Source organism: Paenibacillus sp. (genome assembly GCF_035645235.1).
Lineage (GTDB): Bacteria > Bacillota > Bacilli > Paenibacillales > YIM-B00363 > Paenibacillus_AE.
Map to the genome: position 1 here is coordinate 1 of NZ_DASQMZ010000203.1, position 17,780 is coordinate 17,780.

16 protein-coding genes are annotated in these 17,780 nt (G+C 60.7%); 1 reads left to right on the plus strand and 15 read right to left on the minus strand.

Annotation, left to right across the window (positions count from 1 at the left end; translation table 11 throughout):
• The 4 genes from VEZ38_RS19065 to VEZ38_RS19080 form a co-directional block, all read right to left on the minus strand.
• A partial coding sequence (locus VEZ38_RS19065; RefSeq protein ID WP_324896351.1) for a hypothetical protein occupies positions 1-374 on the minus strand: 374 nt, incomplete at its 3' end.
• Positions 371-889 (minus strand): NADH-quinone oxidoreductase subunit B family protein, encoded by a 519-nt coding sequence (locus VEZ38_RS19070; RefSeq protein WP_324896352.1) that lies wholly within the window; start codon positions 887-889, stop codon positions 371-373. The genes VEZ38_RS19065 and VEZ38_RS19070, both read right to left, overlap by 4 nt.
• Positions 874-1,233, minus strand: coding sequence for an NADH-quinone oxidoreductase subunit A (locus VEZ38_RS19075; protein ID WP_324896380.1), 360 nt, complete (start codon positions 1,231-1,233; stop codon positions 874-876). The genes VEZ38_RS19070 and VEZ38_RS19075 overlap by 16 nt, the downstream gene beginning before the upstream one ends.
• 305 nt (positions 1,234-1,538) lie before the next feature.
• Positions 1,539-2,204: a CGNR zinc finger domain-containing protein gene (locus VEZ38_RS19080; protein WP_324896353.1), complete on the minus strand. Its 666-nt coding sequence runs from the start codon at positions 2,202-2,204 to the stop codon at positions 1,539-1,541.
• A gap of 115 nt (positions 2,205-2,319) precedes the next feature.
• Here VEZ38_RS19080 and VEZ38_RS19085 point away from each other — a divergent pair, with 115 nt between their 5' ends.
• A complete protein-coding gene (locus VEZ38_RS19085; RefSeq protein WP_324896355.1) occupies positions 2,320-2,805 on the plus strand; it encodes a DinB family protein in 486 nt (161 codons plus the stop codon).
• 73 nt (positions 2,806-2,878) lie between these two features.
• Here VEZ38_RS19085 and VEZ38_RS19090 read toward each other — a convergent pair whose 3' ends face one another.
• The 11 genes from VEZ38_RS19090 to VEZ38_RS19140 form a co-directional block, all read right to left on the minus strand.
• On the minus strand, positions 2,879-10,333 hold the full coding sequence (locus VEZ38_RS19090; protein WP_324896357.1) for an S-layer homology domain-containing protein: 7,455 nt from the start codon (positions 10,331-10,333) through the stop codon (positions 2,879-2,881).
• A gap of 245 nt (positions 10,334-10,578) precedes the next feature.
• Entirely contained in the window at positions 10,579-10,989 is a 411-nt protein-coding gene (locus VEZ38_RS19095; RefSeq protein WP_324896359.1) for a F0F1 ATP synthase subunit epsilon, read from the minus strand.
• A gap of 17 nt (positions 10,990-11,006) precedes the next feature.
• Positions 11,007-12,401: a F0F1 ATP synthase subunit beta gene (atpD, locus tag VEZ38_RS19100; protein WP_324896361.1), complete on the minus strand. Its 1,395-nt coding sequence runs from the start codon at positions 12,399-12,401 to the stop codon at positions 11,007-11,009.
• Between the two features lie 102 nt (positions 12,402-12,503).
• On the minus strand, positions 12,504-13,370 hold the full coding sequence (gene atpG, locus VEZ38_RS19105; RefSeq protein WP_324896363.1) for an ATP synthase F1 subunit gamma: 867 nt from the start codon (positions 13,368-13,370) through the stop codon (positions 12,504-12,506).
• A gap of 24 nt (positions 13,371-13,394) precedes the next feature.
• A complete protein-coding gene (gene atpA / locus VEZ38_RS19110) occupies positions 13,395-14,909 on the minus strand; it encodes a F0F1 ATP synthase subunit alpha (protein WP_324896365.1) in 1,515 nt (504 codons plus the stop codon).
• Positions 14,910-14,922: 13 nt separating this feature from the next.
• Positions 14,923-15,465 (minus strand): ATP synthase F1 subunit delta, encoded by a 543-nt coding sequence (atpH, locus tag VEZ38_RS19115; RefSeq protein WP_324896367.1) that lies wholly within the window; start codon positions 15,463-15,465, stop codon positions 14,923-14,925.
• Entirely contained in the window at positions 15,462-15,953 is a 492-nt protein-coding gene (gene atpF / locus VEZ38_RS19120; protein ID WP_324896369.1) for a F0F1 ATP synthase subunit B, read from the minus strand. The genes atpH and atpF overlap by 4 nt, the downstream gene beginning before the upstream one ends.
• A 100-nt stretch (positions 15,954-16,053) precedes the next feature.
• A complete protein-coding gene (gene atpE, locus VEZ38_RS19125; RefSeq protein ID WP_324896372.1) occupies positions 16,054-16,269 on the minus strand; it encodes a F0F1 ATP synthase subunit C in 216 nt (71 codons plus the stop codon).
• 55 nt (positions 16,270-16,324) lie between these two features.
• A complete protein-coding gene (atpB, locus tag VEZ38_RS19130; protein WP_324896374.1) occupies positions 16,325-17,116 on the minus strand; it encodes a F0F1 ATP synthase subunit A in 792 nt (263 codons plus the stop codon).
• 8 nt (positions 17,117-17,124) lie between these two features.
• Positions 17,125-17,505 (minus strand): ATP synthase subunit I, encoded by a 381-nt coding sequence (locus VEZ38_RS19135; RefSeq protein WP_324896376.1) that lies wholly within the window; start codon positions 17,503-17,505, stop codon positions 17,125-17,127.
• A complete protein-coding gene (locus tag VEZ38_RS19140) occupies positions 17,498-17,719 on the minus strand; it encodes a hypothetical protein (protein ID WP_324896378.1) in 222 nt (73 codons plus the stop codon). Before VEZ38_RS19140 ends, VEZ38_RS19135 begins: the two co-directional genes overlap by 8 nt.
• Positions 17,720-17,780: the final 61 nt, after the last annotated feature.

Here is a 17,780-nt window from a genome sequence, read left to right on the forward strand (position 1 = left end):
GGCGCCGCCTTCTCCGTCTCGCCTTGGGAATCGGCGCCGCTCGTCTCGGCGAGCTCCTTCTTGCCCTCCGCCGCAGCAGCGGCATCGCGCGCCTGTTCCTTGTCGACCTCGTCGCCCTTCGCTTGCCGTTCGACGGCCTTCGCTACGGTCGCGTCCGTCGGCGTCGCGTGGCCGTCCACGACCTTGACGACTTCCCCGACGTTGTCGGTATGAATGGCTCCGTCCTTGTCGGGCTCGGGCTTAAACTTTTCGACTTCGGCTTCGTTTTGCGGCATGGACACGTCGGTGCCCTCCGGCGCCGGCTCCGGCGGGTTTCCACCGGATGCCTTCGCCAGCTCCTCCGCGGCTTTCTTGATTTTATCCTCTTCCGTCACTGACTCGTCACCCGCTTCCCGGTCTTCGCCTCGTACCGGATTTTCTCCTGTAGCTTGTTAATGCCATAGATGAGCGCGGCCGGATTCGGCGGGCAGCCTGGGATATAGACGTCTACAGGAACGATCTGGTCGACGCCCTTCACGACGGAATACGACTTTACGTACGGTCCGCCCGCGGTCGCGCAGGATCCCATCGCGATGACCCACTTCGGCTCCGGCATCTGGTCGTACAGCTTTCGGAGCAGCGGCCCCATCTTTTTCGTTACGGTGCCCGCTACGATCATGACGTCCGACTGACGCGGCGACGTCCGGAAGATGACCCCGAACCGGTCGAGATCGTAGTGCGAGCCGCCCGTCCCCATCATCTCGATGGCGCAGCAGGCGAGGCCGAACGTCATCGGCCAGAGCGAATTGCTTCGCGCCCATGCCTTCAGCTGCTCGAGCGTCGTCATGAACACGTTGCGCTGCATCTCTTCATGTTCTTCCGGCGAAATTTTGCTTAAATCGAGGTCCATTTCAACACCTTCTTCTTCCAAGCGTAGATGAGTCCGATCACGAGCAATAAGACGAAGATGAGCATCTCGACGACGGCGAACAGCCCGAGCTTATCGTAAGCGACCGCCCACGGATACAGAAACACGGCTTCCACGTCAAAAATGACGAACATCAACGCGAACAAGTAATACCGGATGTTAAACCGCACTTGCCCGGAGCCGACGGGTTCGTTGCCGCTCTCGTACGTCGTTTGCTTCTGCGGGGTCGGCTTGTGAGGCCTCAGGAAGCGGCCCAGCGTCAACGCGGCCACCGGGAGGAAGATCCCCAACGCCACGAAAATGGCCACCAACACGTAGTTGTTCATGTAATGTTCCAAGCTTTCGAATCCTCCTTGTCGCGTCGCATAAGGCGTGTTTATGGAAATAGTAATGTTTGCCTATAAAACCGTTCTCATTATAACAAAAACTCCCTTCGGAGTACATGCAAAGAAGCAGGCCCGGCAAGTGCGGCAGTTTTTGTTGCGAAAGCGGATCGGCAGGCACCCGATTCGCGCTTTCTAACACAAAAACTCCCTTCGGAGTACATGCAAAGAAGCAGGCCCGGCAAGAGCGGCAGTTTTTGTTGCGAAAGCGGATCGGAAGGCACCCGATTCGCGCCGACCTCCCGGCGCTACGGCGCCCGGCCGCTCCCGCGGCTCTCCTTTTTCCGCTGTTGGTACCTCCGCATCTTCTCCCGGTTGCCGCAATCCTGCATGCTGCACCAACGGCGGCTTCGGTTCTTCGACGCGTCGAGAAACAGCCACCCGCAGCCGGGCGGGCCTTCGCAGCGACGAATGTGCCGCGCCTGCGGAGAGAGCAGCAATTCGACGGCGGCGCGCGCGACGGCGTAAAGCGGCTGCCGCAATGCCGCCGTCGCCGCTTCCCGGATTTCGTCGCGCCACTTCCAAGCATAGCCGTCTTCGGTATAGGTCAATACCAGCTGCGAGCTCGCGTCGGTCCACGCCGCGTTCAGCGCCGCAACGTCCGCAGGCGCCGGCGCCTTCCCGTGCGCTTCGGCGGTAAAGAGGCGAAAGGCCGTCTCCCGAAGCGAGCGCGCCTCCGCGAAAACCGCCTCCGCCTCTGCCGGCGACGACCGAGCGGCCCATATCATTGCATTCCCGGCATCTTCGGACGCGACGCCGGCGGCGACGGCCCAGAGGACGACGTCCTCATACCCTCGCAGCCGGTCCGTCGGCGCGTCGCTGGAATGCCAGTCGACCGTATTGCAAAAATCAAGCGGCATCGCGCCGCCAAGAAAACTAAAACGCGGCGCGACTTGTTTCCCGTCGTCCTTCACGTGCCGATCCCCGCCGATCCCTTCGTTTTGTATTGACCGTACCATTTCGGTTTGACAATGGCAACCCTTCCAAGCTACTATATAACCATCATAGTTTATTATGGAGGTTAGTGCTATGCCGACTACGCTGTACCCCGGCGCGTCCATCGCCCGTCAGATGGATATGATTTACCACGGGAACCATTGGCACGCATCCTTGAAGGATTTACTCGGCGCCGTGTCCGCGGACGAGGCGATCCGGCGCCCGCCGCAAGGCGGACACACTATTTACGAGATCGTGCAGCACCTCGCCTATAGCGCGGAAGAAGTGACGGAGCGGCTGCGCGGTCGGGAAGGACGCTGGGACGAGAGCCGAAGCTGGGTGGAAACGCCGACAACTTTGGCGGAGGACGCTTGGCGCCAAACCATCGAGGCGCTGGAGCAAGCGCGAAACGCCTTCAGAGACCAAGCGCTGGCGCTCGGCGACGAAGCGCTGCTGGACGCGCAGCCGGGGGCGCCGTCCAAATACGAACTCGTGCAGCAATTAATCCATCACGAAGCGTTCCATGCCGGTCAAATCGCGTACTTGCGTCGCATGCACGGCAAAGTGGCAATATTGTAACGCAATAAAAGACAGGAGGACCTCCGCGGGCGCGGGAGTCCTCCTGTTTCCTTTTCCGAAATGTTTAGCTGTTTTAATCCAAAAACCGAATCCATTGCTCGGCGTCCGGGTTTACCCGCGTGTACTCGTGCGTGCGCGACGCTTCTTCCACGTGGCCGTACGCCCAATGGCTCTTCGGTACGTCGGGCCAAGAAGGCGAGAAGTCGCCGATCAGCTCGCCGCGGCCGATCGCCCGGTTGATCGCGGTTACGGCTTCGGCGCGGGACAAGTTGCGGCGGGGGTAGAACTTCCCGTCCTCCCCGAGCATGATGCCCGCGTCGTTCAGCGCCACGATCAGATCCTTCGCCCAGTGGTCCGCGATATCCGGAAACGCATAAGCGGTGCCCGGCGCAGCCGCGGCGACGTCGGCCCGCCCGAGGAACCGGAGCAAGACGGCCGCGAATTCCCCGCGGGTGATCGGCCGATCGGGCTTGAACTCCCCGTCGTCGTATCCTTCCATAATGCCGGTTTCGGTCATGACTTCGATGCTGGACGATGCCCAGTGCGACGACGCGACGTCAGGGTACGAGACGGCCTGCCGCCGCTCACCGCCGCGGCCCAGCAGCCTGGTCAGGATCGCCGCGACCTCCGCCCGCGTAATGTCGTTCGCCGGCTTGAACGTGCGGTCCGGGTACCCGTTAATGTACTTCTCGTGCTTATCCGCATTCGTCCATTCGAGCTCGAAGGAAGCCAATGCGCCGGCCGCCCCCTCGACCCGGTAAACGACCACGACCTGGTAGCCCGGCGGAATCGGTTCAGCCGTATGGAGGATGAGCTTCTCCCCGACGACCTCGACCTTCTCCACCGCGACCGGCTTGCCGCCGACCGTAACCGTGAACGCCTCGTCGACCACGTCGCCCGGAGGGCGGGTCAACGTGATTTCGATGACGCCCGCTTCCGGAGACGCGACGTTCACGTTCGTCGAGACGACCTCGACCGCGGGCAGGGCCGGAGGAATGAACACAACCGGCGCCGGCGCCGCGTCCGCAACGCGGAACATGGTGAACGTACTGAATTTCGTAATCGTGAACGCAATGCCGACCGGCGTCCCGCCTTCATAAACGATCGTGCCGGGAATGTCGCCCGGGTTCGACCCGCCCACGACCCGCTTCGTTCCGTCAGAATGCTGAATATACACCCGGAGCGAATCCAGAAAACGTTGCCTCGCCACCGGTTCCGCTGGTATGGTCAGACGCGTCAGCGGCAGGACGACTTCCGTCGCTAAGCCGGTATAATTCGTCTCGATCTGGCGCGGAATGTCGAGGAATTCGGCCTCGCCCGTACCGATCGCGGCCTGGACTGCCGCCTGCTGCTTCGCCTCGTCGGCGATATCCGTGAGCTTCGCCGCGTCCCGAACCGGAACGATCCGGAAGAAGACGTCGGTGCCCATGTCTTGGATGGCCGTCAGCGTCGCGCCCGGGAGCTTCACCGAGCCTTCCGGCGTAGCGACGTGCAGCGCGTTCGCCGCGGTCAGCTTATCGATCGCGCCGATCGGCACCTCGACGGCCAGCTCGTCGGCCCGGGAGGCGACGCCCGCCTCCGACATGTCGCCGAACTCGAGCTTCAGCTCCGGCGAGCCTTCGTTCGCGTCGAGCAAATCGTCCATCGCCCCCGTAGACACGATCAGTTTATCGATCTTGTTTCCGTTGGACAACACCGTACGGTTAATATCGACGGCGACGTCTTTGCCGTTCACGGTAACCTTGCTCTCCTCGCGCGGCTTCGTCTCCTTTGCTTCCTCGACGGCCGTGCTCTTGACGATTAAGAGGAAGGTTCGGCTGAGCGGCGTTCCGCTTCCTTTGCTGACCGTCGCCGTCAAGATGACGCTCGTGTCGGTCGACTTCCGGTTGACGGACGCGACGAACTCCATCGCGCCGTTCTCGTCGTCGTCGTATACCGCCTCCGCCGAAACCTTGATCACTTCTTCGTTGCTGGACGTCCACCCGACGACGGTTTGGTGCGTGCCGTCCTTCACCAGGAACAACGGGAGCGTGATGCTCTCCCAAATGTCTCCGGGCGCATATTGCACCTTCAGCTTCTTCAAAGCGTCCTTGATGTCCTCGTTAATTTCGTCTAAGGACTGGATGCGGACTTCCGCCGGGTTGGACTTCGGCGACGAGCCGACGACGTTCCTTGCGACGACCTCGTATACATACGTCGTCCCGAGGGATAAACCTTCGTCTTCGTAGGTCGTTCCCGTCAAACCGCCCGCCAGCAAGATGCCGTCGCGGTACAGGTCATATACGATCGCCCCCGGACCGCCAACCGGATTCCAGATCAATACGGCGCTCGTCTCGGTCACGTCCTCGGCGCGCAGCTCCGTCGGCGCCGCGGGGGCCGTAAGGATCGGATCCATCGAGAAGTCGTACTCCACGATCGTCTCCCCGACGTGAATAATGCCGTCCCGAATCCAGCTATCGTCTAAGTCGACCTCGCGGTCGTCCTCCCGGCTGTCGAAGACGAGATATCCGTCCTTCTCGCCGATCAGATAATAATCTCCGTCGGCGAACACCATCCATGCATATTCCCCGGCGGCCGTCGTCGATTGCGGATTGCGGTTCTCGTTCGGCGCGAAATCGCCGAGCACCGGCAGCGGCACAAGCGTGTGAGGCGTACGCCCGTAGCTGGCGTTGAGCTCCGTATCCGCCCAATACAGCCTCATATCTACGCCCTCGACCGGCTCGTTCGTTACCGCGTTCCGTACGATGCCGTACGGATCGATCAAGCCCGGCTCGATGACGATTTCCCCGTCTTCCCCGATGGTGACCGTCTTTCGAATGCCCGCCAGCCGTTCGCCGGTCGGCGCGTTAATTTGGAACAACAGCGAGTACGTGCCTTTCGGCAATTGATCGAACTGATATTTGCCGTCCGGCCCGATCGTCAACGACTTCCCGAGCAGCTCCTCGCCGTCGGCCGTAAAGATTCTGCCGATGATCGGCTCCGAGTGGGTCAAGACGTCGCCGATCGTGAGCGGCCCGTCGGCGCCCGCGGCGCCGGCGATGAATAAGTGGCCGGCAATCTTATTGGTTGCGGCGACCGTCTCGCCCGGCGCCGTGTCCTCGCCGACCGTCGTCGATTGCTCGAACTCGACGAGGACCGTCTTGCCTTCGACGACGATCGGCGCCTTCACCTGAATGATATACGTAAAGTCGACCTTCGGAATGACCAGCGTATACCGCCCATCCGGGCCCGTCACGGCCGACACCGTGAACGGTACGCCGTCGATGACCATGTCGATCGTCACGACCGCGTTCGCGACCGGCTTTCCGCCCGACATGACGATGCCTTGGATCGAAGCCGGAAGCAGCGTAATCGTAATTTCCTCTTCCGCGAAGACGCCCCGTTCCAGGTCGCGGACCACGACGAGCAGCGTTTCTTCGCGAGGCTCGACGCCGGACAGCTGCGGCGCGGTCAACGTCGCCGCGGCGCGTCCTTCGGCGTCCGTCACCGCCTCGTCGACGCTGACGACGCCCGCCGAAGCGTCATATCGCACCGTCGCCCCTTCGATCGCCGCGCCCTCCAGGTCGAGCAGCGTCGCCGTCAAGGCGCTGGTCGACTTCCCGTCGCCCACGATGTTCGCCGGGTCCGCATCCAACGTCAACGTCGCCCGCGACGGCAGCGTCAAATCTTGCTCGACCACGTCCTCCGCCGGAATGGCGACGTCCGCGGACACCAACGTCTCCGTCGAATTTCGTACGGCGACGGTCATCGGCCCCGCCGGCAGCTCCTCGATGAGGTATACGCCCGTATCGTCCGTCGTCGAGCTGCCGATCACGTCGCCGTTCCCGTTCAGCGCGACGACGGCGATGCCGCTGACGACGCCTCCGGTCGAGCTGCGAAGCACGCCGGTCACGCCGCCCTTCGCCGTCGGCGTCGCCGCGATCGTCAGCTCCTCCGCGGTCGCGTCCGTCGCGGCGTTACCGGCTTCGTCCGAAGCCGTCGCCGTGACGTCATAGGTCCCGAGCGCTAATGCATTCGGTACGGTCAATGCCCATGCGCCCGCGCCGAACGTCAGGTGCGCGCCGACCTCGTACGAGACGCCGTCGACTTCGACGGTCAACGACTCGCCCGCTCCGAGCGCTGCGGCGCCCTCGATCGTCGGCGTCGTGTCGTCCGTCTCGAGCGGTACAACCGTTGGCGCCGTCGGCGCCGTCGTATCGATTTCGAACGTGCCGACCGTCCCTTCGTTGCCGGCGTCGTCCGTAACCTTCAGGGTGTACGTGCCGTCGCCGACGTTCGCATCGTTCCCGGTCGGCATTCCGGCCGCATACGTCCCGAACGGGTCGTCGGACTCGCCCGCCCCCGGCGCCGCGTCCAACAGCTTCACCGTGTACGTTCCTCCGTCATACGCGACGTCATAATGCGCATACACGTCCAGCGTAACGCTCGACGGGCCTTCCAGGACGATTGTCAACCCCGGTTCGCCTTCGAACGTCAATACGGGCAGTCCGTGATTCGTCAGCTCGTCGTCCGCGGACGTACCGGTGTCCGTCCCATCCGTCATGTCGATCGGTCCGATCTCGAGCCCCGTCTTGACGGTCAACTCCTCGCTCGTCGCGTCGGTCGACGCGTTGCCGGCGGCGTCGACCGACGTCGCCGTCACGTCGTAGGTGCCGGCCGCGAGCTCGGACGGGATTTGCAGCGTCCAATTCGTTCCGGCCAGCGTCAAATGCTCCCCGACGCCGTATACAGCACCCGAAACCGTCACCGTCAATGTTCCGCCCGGCTCGACGATTGCCGTCCCGTGGATCGCAGGCGTCGTATCGTTCGTCGTCTGCGTCGTCACCGTCGGCCTTGTCGGCGCCGTCGTATCGACGACCGCGGCGTCGGTCGCCTCGTCGGAGGTGAGCGCATGCTCGTCGGTAATCGTCGCGACGACCTCGAAGGTGGCGCCGTCGAGCGCCGCCGGGAAGGCGACGCTCGACTCCCCCGCATCTACCATATCGGCGTTCAATGTAACCTCTCTCGTCGTCGCTCCGGCGACGAGCAGGAGCACATCGCCCGCCTTCGCGGCGTCCGGCAGTCCGGCGACGACATCGATGTCGCCCGACAGCTCCGCAAGATTGATATATCCGTCGTCGTTCGCATCTTCCGAGATGCGCACGGTCGGCGCAGCCGGCTTCGTTCCCCACTTCGCGTACAGCGTCATGTTGGCCGTTACGGCCGCATCGAAATCGTACGCGTCCGTCAAGCCCTCCGTATACCAGCCTAGGAAGATGAATCCGTCCTTCGCCGGATCCGCCGGAGCGGTCAACTTCGCGTTCGCGAGCACGGATACGGCATTGACCGCGGTCCCGCCATCCGAATCGAATGTAACGGTATAATTCGTTACCGTTCCGTTCAGATGAAGCGTCGTTGAAGCGGACGCCGTATTGCCGACGAAATCCGATGCGGTCGCGGCAATCTGGTGCGTTTCCGTCCATACGAACCCCGCGTAAGACCAGTCGCCGTTCTCATCGGCTTTCGTCTCGGCCGCGGACGTCCCGTCTACGATCAAGGCAATATCGGCCTCAGGGTCCGCCTTCCCTGACAGCGCCTGATTGGCGCCCACCACGCTGTCCGGCGCAGGCAGGATCGTGATATACGTAGAAACCTTCACGCGAGCAAGCAAGACGGCCGTCTTCGTCGGGTCTTGCACGGAGCTGACCGTGATCAGATAATCATGTCCGTCCTCGAGCGCGCGTCCGCTGCCCGCCACGTCGACGGACCATTTATTGTTGATTACAGTCACATTAGAAAAGGAGATCGGCTCCGCATCACCGGTCTGATCCTCGATCGTCACGTTCACGGTCGTGTCGGTCGATTTCCCGCGGAAGGTCGGTTCGACGTTATTGATGTAGTAATCGCCCTCTTCGCCCTCCACGAGCTCGTTTTCGATACTTACATCATAGGAAAGTACGCGATAGCCGACCGTCTTTTCGACCGCCGTCGACTCGTCCCCGCCGGCGAACACTTTCGCCGTGAAGGCGTAGTAGCTTCCGGGATTCGGCGCCAACGGCTTATCGATCGTCGTAGTCCAATCTCCGTTCTCGTCCGCGACAACGTTGCGGAAAAATACGTTGTCAATATAGAGCGCTACAGTTTCATTCGCGCTCGCGGTACCCGCGATCGTCGGCATCGGGTTCACGGATTGCACTTGCGTTCCCGCGAGGCCAGGAGCGGACAAGGTCAAGTTGTTAGCGACATAATGAATGATTTGAACGTCGTTCACGCTCGGGACCGCCGTGTCGTAAGCGACAACTTTGTAGGTAGAGCCAGGCGTCAGCGTCCCCGGGTAGGAAGCGAACGTTCCGGTCCACGGTCCGGAGCCGTTCACTTTGAACGTCGTTTCCGCAATAACCGTCGACTCGTTCGGCAGTTTATAAATTTTCAGGCCGACATTCGGCTGCCCGCCGCCGCTTCGCGCGTACGTGCCCGAGAAGCTTAACGGAAATTCGAACGTCGAGTAGCTTTCCGGATCGTTAATCGTTACGTTCGACTCGGTGCTCGTCACCGTATACATTTGGCTGGTCGTCGCAGTATCCTCGTACTCGTTCGTCACCGTGGCGACGATCTCGTACGTTCCCGGATTTTGCGCGGGGAGCGAACCCGCAGTCCACCCGTTGGAGGCGACCGGAACCCCTTCCTTCGTATGGACGACAACGCCCGAAGACATCGACGTAATCGTCAATGTAACCGTCTCACCGTCCTGCACCTGCGTGGTCGTCCCGGAAATCGTAGAAGGGAACGCAGCGCCGGAAGCGGCCATCCCCGTAATCGCGATCGTAGGCAAATAAATTTCCAAGGCGCCGGCCGCCTCCGCGTATGCGCCAGCGCCGGAAGCCTCTTCCTTATTGATGACCGACAAATTGGCAGACTTCGACGTCGCGAAAGAAAACTGGAAGAGTCCCGCGTAGTCAACGCTAGGCGCGATCGTCGCAATGCCGCTCTTGGCGATGCGAAAATCGAGAAAGTAATCGCCGTTCGTATCCTCGCTGACCGCGGTGCCGGGCACGGCCCTTCCCGATGAATCCGTCTGCTCAAGCTTCAAAACGGAGGAACCGGATGGGTTCGCGACATAGGTATAGTCGATATGCGGCGATTTCCCGTCCAAGCCGACCGTGGCAATCTGCGAACCGTTCTGGTACAGCTGCACCATCCACACCGATGATAGAAATCCGCCCTTCGTATCTCGGGGGTCGCCGAGCAGCCGCATTCGGAAATACAAATATTCCGCATCGCTGCCGACATAGAAGGAAGGACGATCCCCGATCCCCTTCATCGCGCCGCTCGTAAAGTCGACGTCGTCCGGGCTGATGCCGGGCTCGTTCGACGGATCGAAATAGGCCGTGCCCGAGCGGTCGACATACGTTACGAATGCCGGCCAAACTACGTCCCCCTCATCGGCATACACCGTCCCGGCACTCGGCGCGAGCGACATGAATGCCAAGATCCAAGCCATTAGGAGCGGCAGTCCGCGTTTTCGTTCCCACCTATTCAAAATAAACATATATAAAAAACTCCTCCTCTTCGGATAAACCTATTCGGATAAACGCAACTTTAGTCCCAAAACGAGAAGGACCTTTAACTCATAGTCCTTTCAAATTTTCCCACCGTTTGTGACTTTCGTCTAATCCTTTTCGCGTGTTTATCTTTCTGTTGACAGAGGAGGACAGGGCGTCTTTCGGAAAAACAAAAAAGGCATTGCCTTCAAGTAGTTTCCTACTTGTTGACAATGCCTTTGGCTTCGACCTCTTACAGGTCCCGGTTCTTTACGTTCATCCGCAGCATCGCGCGCGCCAACGCTTGCTCCGCGCGGTGGAAGTCGATCTTCTCCTTCTTCGCCTCGCGAAGGCGCGCTTCCGCGCGCTCCCTCGCACGAGCGGCGCGGTCGGCGTCGATCTCCTCCGGGAGCTCGGCGCTTTCCGCCAGGATGACGACCTTGTCCTTCCGCACTTCCATGAACCCGCCGTGAACGGCGATGACATGGTCCTTCTGGCCCTGCACCTTCGCGGTCACCGCGGCGATGCGCAGCGGCGTCACCATCGGGATGTGGTTCGGCAGGATGCCGAGCTCCCCTTCGATGCCCTTGGCCACGATCAGGTTCACTTCTTGGCCGTAAATTTTCCGCTCCGGCGTTACGATCTCCAACAACATTGAGCTCATGGTCTACTGACCCCCGATCACAATGTTTTTGCTTTCTCTACCGCTTCTTCGATCGTGCCCACGTAGAGGAAAGCAGCTTCTGGAAGATCGTCGTATCCGCCGTCGAGGATCGCTTTGAAGCTGCGAACCGTCTCTTTAACAGGAACGTATTTACCCGGTTGGTTCGTGAATTGCTCGGCGACGTGGAAGTTCTGCGACAAGAAACGTTGTACGCGGCGAGCGCGAGCGACCGTCACCTTGTCTTCGTCGGACAATTCGTCCATACCGAGAATCGCGATGATATCTTGCAATTCTTTATAGCGGGCGAGCAGACGCTTTACGCCCTGCGCGACATCGTAATGCTCTTGGCCTACGACGGCGGGCGTCAGAATCCGGGAGCTCGAAGCGAGCGGATCGACGGCCGGGTAGATGCCGAGCTCGGAAATTTTTCGCTCGAGGTTCGTCGTCGCGTCGAGATGCGCGAACGTCGTCGCCGGAGCCGGGTCGGTATAGTCGTCCGCAGGAACGTAGATCGCTTGAATCGACGTGACGGAACCCTTCTTCGTGGACGTGATACGCTCTTGCAGCTGCCCCATCTCCGTCGCGAGCGTCGGCTGGTAGCCTACGGCCGAAGGCATCCGGCCGAGAAGGGCGGAAACTTCGGAACCCGCCTGCGTGAAGCGGAAGATGTTGTCGACGAACAACAACACGTCGCGGCCTTCCTGATCCCGGAAGAACTCGGCCATCGTCAGACCCGTCAGCGCGACGCGAAGGCGCGCGCCTGGCGGCTCATTCATCTGACCGAACACCATCGCGGTCTTGCTGATAACGCCGGAGTCGCTCATCTCGTGGTATAAGTCGTTCCCTTCGCGGGTACGCTCGCCCACGCCTGCGAATACGGAGATACCGCCGTGCTCTTGCGCGATGTTGTTGATGAGCTCCTGGATCAAGACCGTCTTGCCTACGCCGGCGCCGCCGAAGAGGCCGATCTTGCCGCCCTTGGCGTAAGGCGCTAGCAGGTCGATAACCTTAATGCCCGTCTCGAGAATTTCCGCTTGCGTGGACAACTCCGAGAATGCCGGCGCTTGCCGGTGAATCGGCAGCACGGTGTCGCGGGAAACCTCGCCCGCGTTGTCGATAGGCTCGCCCAATACGTTGAATACGCGGCCGAGCGTCGCTGCGCCGACCGGCACCGAAATCGGAGCGCCCGTATCGACCGCTTCGCCGCCGCGGACGAGACCGTCCGTGGAGGACATCGCGATCGTGCGCGCGACGTTGTCGCCGAGGTGAACCGCGACCTCCGCCGTCGTCACCGCCGAACCGTCGCCGGCGCGATACAATTTTACCGCATTGGAGATTTCGGGCAGTTGTCCTCGTTCGAATTCGACGTCGACGACCGGGCCCAAAACCTGGAGAATGCGTCCTTTAACCATCGTAGTCCCTCCTTGCTCAACTGTGAAACACGATCTTGCTTAGCAGCGCCTCGTTGCCGTTCGTCAAGCAAAGAAGCGTCATACATTACGAAATAGCGGCGCTTAGCTTTGCGCGTTCGCGCCCGCTACGATCTCTGTAATTTCTTGCGTGATCGACGCTTGTCGCGCACGGTTGTACTGCAGCGTAAGCGAATTGATGAACTTGGTCGCGTTCTTCGTCGCGCTGCTCATCGCCGTCATGCGGGCGCCGAATTCGCTCGCTTTGCCTTCAAGCACTGCGCTGTACACGAGCGTCTCCGCGTATCGCGGGAGAATGTGGCTCAGCACGACGTCCGGCGAAGGCTCGAATTCGTACGTCGCCGTCGCGCCGGCCTTGCCGCTCGCCGTCTCGCCGAGCGGCAGCAGCACTTTGTCGACCGGACGCTGCGAGATCGCGGATTGGAATTCGTTGTACACGAGCACCAATTCGTCGATCGTGCCTTCCTCGTACGCCTTCACGGCGCCGGCCGCGACCTCCTTAATGTCGGAGAAGCGCGGGAAATCGGCGAGGCCGGTTTTTTCGTACGCCAGCGCGACGCCGCGGCGGCGCAGGAAGTCGCGCCCCTTGCGGCCGATCGCGAAAATCATGTATTCGTCCGCGTTGGACTTGTGCTTCTCGCGGATCGTCAGCATGACCTTCCGGAGAAGGTTCGCGTTGTACCCGCCGGCGAGGCCCCGATCGGACGTAATGACGATATAGCCCGTCCGCTTGATCGGCCGTTTCTCGAGCATCGGGTGATTCGCGCCCCCAGCGGACGCGATCGCCCCGATTACTTCGCGAAGCTTCTCCGCGTATGGACGAGCGGACTGCGCGGCGTCCTGCGCCCGCTTGAGGCGCGCCGCCGCGATCATCTCCATCGCCTTCGTGATTTGCTTCGTATTTTGAATGCTTTTAATTTGGCGCTTAATATCGCGCATTCCTTTAGCCATGCTTAGTCACGCTCCTTCCGCGCTTTACGCCGAGACGGAGAAGCCCTTTTTGAACTTTTCCACCGCTTCCGTAATGAGTGCTTCGGTGTCTTTGCTCAGGTCCTTCGTATCGCGAATCGCGCTGAAGATCTGCGGATAGTTCGCGTCGACGTAGCCGTGGAAGTCCTTCTCGAAACGAAGCACGTCCGCGACCGGAATATCGTCCAGGAAGCCCTTGGTCGCGATGTAGATGCTGATGACCTGCTTCTCGACCGGCATCGGCTCATGTACGCCTTGCTTCAAGATTTCCATCGTGCGCGCGCCGCGCGTCAGGCGGGCTTGCGTCGACTTATCGAGGTCGGAGCCGAACTGCGCGAACGCGGCGAGCTCGCGATATTGCGCGAGGTCGAGACGCAGCGTGCCGGCGACTTTCTTCATCGCCTTGATTTGCGCCGAACCGCCTACGCGGGATACCGAAATACCGGTGTTGACCGCGGGGCGTTGGCCCGAGTAGAACAAATCGGACTCCAGGAAGATCTGTCCGTCGGTGATCGAGATGACGTTCGTCGGGATGTAAGCCGAGACGTCGGACGCCTGCGTCTCGATGAACGGCAGCGCCGTAATCGAGCCTGCGCCCAGCTCGTCGGACAGCTTCGCCGCGCGCTCGAGCAGACGGGAGTGCAGATAGAAGACGTCGCCCGGATACGCTTCGCGGCCCGGAGGACGGCGGAGCAGCAAGGAAAGCTCGCGGTACGCCGCGGCTTGCTTCGTCAAGTCGTCGTAGATGATCAGGACGTGCTGGCCTTTGTACATGAAGTACTCGCCCATCGATACGCCCGCATACGGCGCTAGCCAAAGGAGCGGAGCCGGCTCGGACGCGCCTGCGTTCACGACGATCGAGTAGTCCATCGCATTGTGACGACGGAGCGTCTCGACGACTTGAGCGACCGTGGATTGCTTCTGGCCGATCGCGACGTAGATACAAATGACGCCGGTGCCCTTCTGGTTCAAGATCGTGTCGATCGCGATCGACGTCTTGCCCGTCTGGCGGTCGCCGATGATGAGCTCGCGCTGGCCGCGGCCGATCGGGATCATCGAGTCGATCGCCTTGATGCCCGTCTGCATCGGCTCATGTACCGACTTCCGGTCGATAACGCCCGGCGCAGGGGATTCGACGTTTCGCATTTCCGTCGTTTCGATCGGGCCCTTGCCGTCGAGCGGCTGGCCGAGCGGGTTGACGACGCGGCCGAGCAGCGCTTCGCCGACCGGCACCTGCATGATGCGGCCCGTGCGCTTCACTTGCTGGCCTTCTTTGATGTCGTGGTATTGTCCTAAGATAACGATACCGACATTATCTTCTTCCAGGTTCAAAGCGTAGCCTACGGTGCCGTTCTCGAATTCGAGGAGCTCCCCGGCCATAACGTTCGAAAGCCCGTGGGCGCGCGCGACGCCGTCGCCGATCTGGATGACGGTGCCGACTTCCGCGACGTGAGCTTCGGATTGATATTGTTCAATCTGCTGCTTAATGAGCGTGCTGATTTCTTCGGGTCTGATACTCAACGAACGTTCACCCCTATCGTGCGTTATTAAACGATTTCTCGATCTCGTACAGCTGCGTCGACAAGCTGCCGTCGTACAGCGTATCGCCGATGCGAACGCGGATGCCGCCCAGAAGCGATGCGTCCACCTTCGTTTCGACGGTTACCTGCTTGCCCGTCAGCGCGCCGAACTTCGCCGCGATGTCTTGTTCTTGTTCAGGCGTCAGCGCGAACGCCGACGTGACTTTCGCCTGCGCGCGGCCGAGCGCCTCGTCCGCGATCGCTCGGTACGCCGATGCTACGGCGCCGATCGCAGCGCTGCGGCCGCGTTCGACGAGCAGCTTGAGCGTGTTCGCCACGTAGTCGGAAACTTGTCCGCCTACGGCGGATTGCAGCGCGTTCACTTTCGCTTCCGCGCTAATGTTCGGGTGCTCGAAGAACGCGCGGACGTCGGCATCGCCGAGCGACGCCGCTACCGCTTCGAGCTGAGCGCCGGTTTCTTCGACCGCGCCCTTCTCCTTCGCGACGGCGAACAGCGCCTTCGCGTACCGCTTCGCCGCTACCGCCATGGCGCTCATCGGCTTCCTACCTCTTTCAGGTACTTATCGATCAATGCTTCCTGCGACGCCGCGTCGACTTCCTTCTCGATAATCTTCGAAGCGATCTTGACGGACATCTCGCCGACTTGCTTGCGAAGCTCGGCGATCGCTTGGTTTTTCTCGCTGACGATATCCTGCTGCGCGGCTTCCTTCAAGCGAATCGCTTCGTTCTTGGCCGCCTCGATCAAGTCTTCCGCCGTCTTCGCGCTGACCTTGCGAGTTTGCTCCACAATGTCTTGCGCTTCCTTGCGGGCTTGTTCGATCGCCTTGCGCTGCTCTTCGAGAAGCGCCGCGCTCTCTTTCCGGTTCGTCTCCGCCTGCTCGAGCTCGCCGACGACGAGACGCTTGCGCTGCTCCATGATGTTAAACAAAGGACCGAACGCGTATTTGTTCAACAGCCAATACAACAACGCGAACGCAATAATCGTAATGACGGTTGACGTCCATACAAATTCCAAAGCCGACACTCCTTTCTACGAGTCCTTCCCGACAGCCGCAACGGGCTGATTCCAAACGGAAGGCGTGGAGGGCAGAAGCCTCCGCGCCTGTACGCGACTTATGAGCGGCTTACGCTCCGAAGAACATCAGGAAGCCGACGACGACGCCGATGATCGGAACGACCTCGACGATACCGACGCCGATAAACATCGTCGTCTGAAGCGTGCCGCGAAGCTCCGGCTGGCGCGCGATGCCTTCTACCGTCTTGCTGACGATCAAACCGTTACCGATACCTGCGCCGAGCGCGCCCAAACCGATTGCCAATGCAGCTGCCAAAAATTCCATGAGTGAAAATCCTCCTTAAATGGGTTCAATGAGTTGTTATGTTACGACAGCGCCGTTAGTGTGCGCTCTCGTCGTGCACCGTTGCTTGCGAAATGTACACCATCGTCAAAATCGTGAACAGGAACGCTTGAATCGCGCCGACGAAAATACTGAAGCCTTGCCATGCCGCCATCAGCGGAATGCCGATCCAGCCCATCATGAGAATCGTGGAAATCAACACCTCGCCCGCGAAAATATTCGCGTAGAGACGCAGCGCCAGCGTGAGCGGCTTCGCGAGCTCCTTCAAAATGTTCAGCGGGAAGAAAATCGGGAACGGCTCGAAATAGTGTTTCAGGTAATGCTTCGTGTTGTCCTTGAGACCCAAGAAGTGGACCAAGAAAATCACGGTGATCGCAAGGCCTGCCGTTACGGCAATGTCCGCCGTCGGCGATTTCCAAAACGCGAACGCCAGATGCTCGTGCGCGGCGTGCGCCGCCTCGACGGCTTCCTTCGAAAGGAGCTCCAACCCGAACAACGTGACCGGGCCGTGATGATCTTCCGGCACCGCCCATACGATACCGAACGGCAGACCGAGCAGGTTCGAGATAAAGATGAACATAATGAGCGTCATCCCGAGCGATATGTAGCGTTTCGCTTTCTCGAGCGGCATCGTGCTGGCCACGGTATTGTGTACGAATTCGATGACCCACTCCATGAAATTTTGCATCTTGGACGGATTCGTCACCGAGAGATTGCCTACCGCCGCTCTAGCCAAGACGAATACGATCAACGCCGATACGACGATGGCGAGAATCGACGACAGGTCGAACGGCAATCCCGCGATTTCAACAACCGGAAATAAGTGCATACTGTGCTTCACCCCTTTCCATCGGATCGATGATTATTCTGTGCAATCGCTGTAAAAAAAACCGCTATTTGGACAAAAAAGCAAGCTGCCAACGTCGCGGGTAAAGCGAATACGTCGGGGTACCGGTACGCGATCATCGCCGCGAGCAGCACGGTGGCGATGCGGGGACCCATGCCGAGCCCTGCCCGCCCGGCGCGGCCTTCCGCCGCGAGCTTCGCCAACGCTTCGACGCGTCTGCGCAAGAGAAGCGCATTCACGACGCTCGCCGCGACGCCCAGCGCGAGTCCGGCCGCGACCGCCCGGCCTTCCGGCACGACGGCCCAAGCCAAGAGCAGCGCGGACATAAAAAAAAGCGCGGTTCGAACGGCCCGGTTTATCAGATCAACCATCGGAAGCCTCCAGTAAGCGTTTCACCAGCAAGACGCAAGTGAGAATGCCGACGGCCAGTCCCGCGAGCGTGCCGAACGCGACCCACCCTTGCGAGCCGCCGAGCCATCGTCCCAGGAAATAGCCGAGGGTGACGCAAACCGCTACGTCCGCCCCCATCGCGCCGACCAACGCGGCCGCGCGCCAAGGGTTGTCGCCTTTGCCTTTCTTATCCATTCGCCGTTACCCCTGTCAATCCTCATTTATTTTATCCATGCGGGGAAGCGTTTGTCAATTC

Coding starts and splice junctions, on each gene's coding strand:
- VEZ38_RS19070 (WP_324896352.1), bottom strand. CDS start 889: ATGGACCTCGATTTAAGCAAAATTTCGCCGGAAGAACATGAAGAGATG.
- VEZ38_RS19075 (WP_324896380.1), bottom strand. CDS start 1,233: ATGAACAACTACGTGTTGGTGGCCATTTTCGTGGCGTTGGGGATCTTC.
- VEZ38_RS19085 (WP_324896355.1), top strand. CDS start 2,320: ATGCCGACTACGCTGTACCCCGGCGCGTCCATCGCCCGTCAGATGGAT.
- VEZ38_RS19090 (WP_324896357.1), bottom strand. CDS start 10,333: ATGTTTATTTTGAATAGGTGGGAACGAAAACGCGGACTGCCGCTCCTA.
- VEZ38_RS19095 (WP_324896359.1), bottom strand. CDS start 10,989: ATGAGCTCAATGTTGTTGGAGATCGTAACGCCGGAGCGGAAAATTTAC.
- atpD (WP_324896361.1), bottom strand. CDS start 12,401: ATGGTTAAAGGACGCATTCTCCAGGTTTTGGGCCCGGTCGTCGACGTC.
- atpG (WP_324896363.1), bottom strand. CDS start 13,370: ATGGCTAAAGGAATGCGCGATATTAAGCGCCAAATTAAAAGCATTCAA.
- atpH (WP_324896367.1), bottom strand. CDS start 15,465: ATGAGCGCCATGGCGGTAGCGGCGAAGCGGTACGCGAAGGCGCTGTTC.
- atpE (WP_324896372.1), bottom strand. CDS start 16,269: ATGGAATTTTTGGCAGCTGCATTGGCAATCGGTTTGGGCGCGCTCGGC.
- atpB (WP_324896374.1), bottom strand. CDS start 17,116: ATGCACTTATTTCCGGTTGTTGAAATCGCGGGATTGCCGTTCGACCTG.
- VEZ38_RS19135 (WP_324896376.1), bottom strand. CDS start 17,505: ATGGTTGATCTGATAAACCGGGCCGTTCGAACCGCGCTTTTTTTTATG.
- VEZ38_RS19140 (WP_324896378.1), bottom strand. CDS start 17,719: ATGGATAAGAAAGGCAAAGGCGACAACCCTTGGCGCGCGGCCGCGTTG.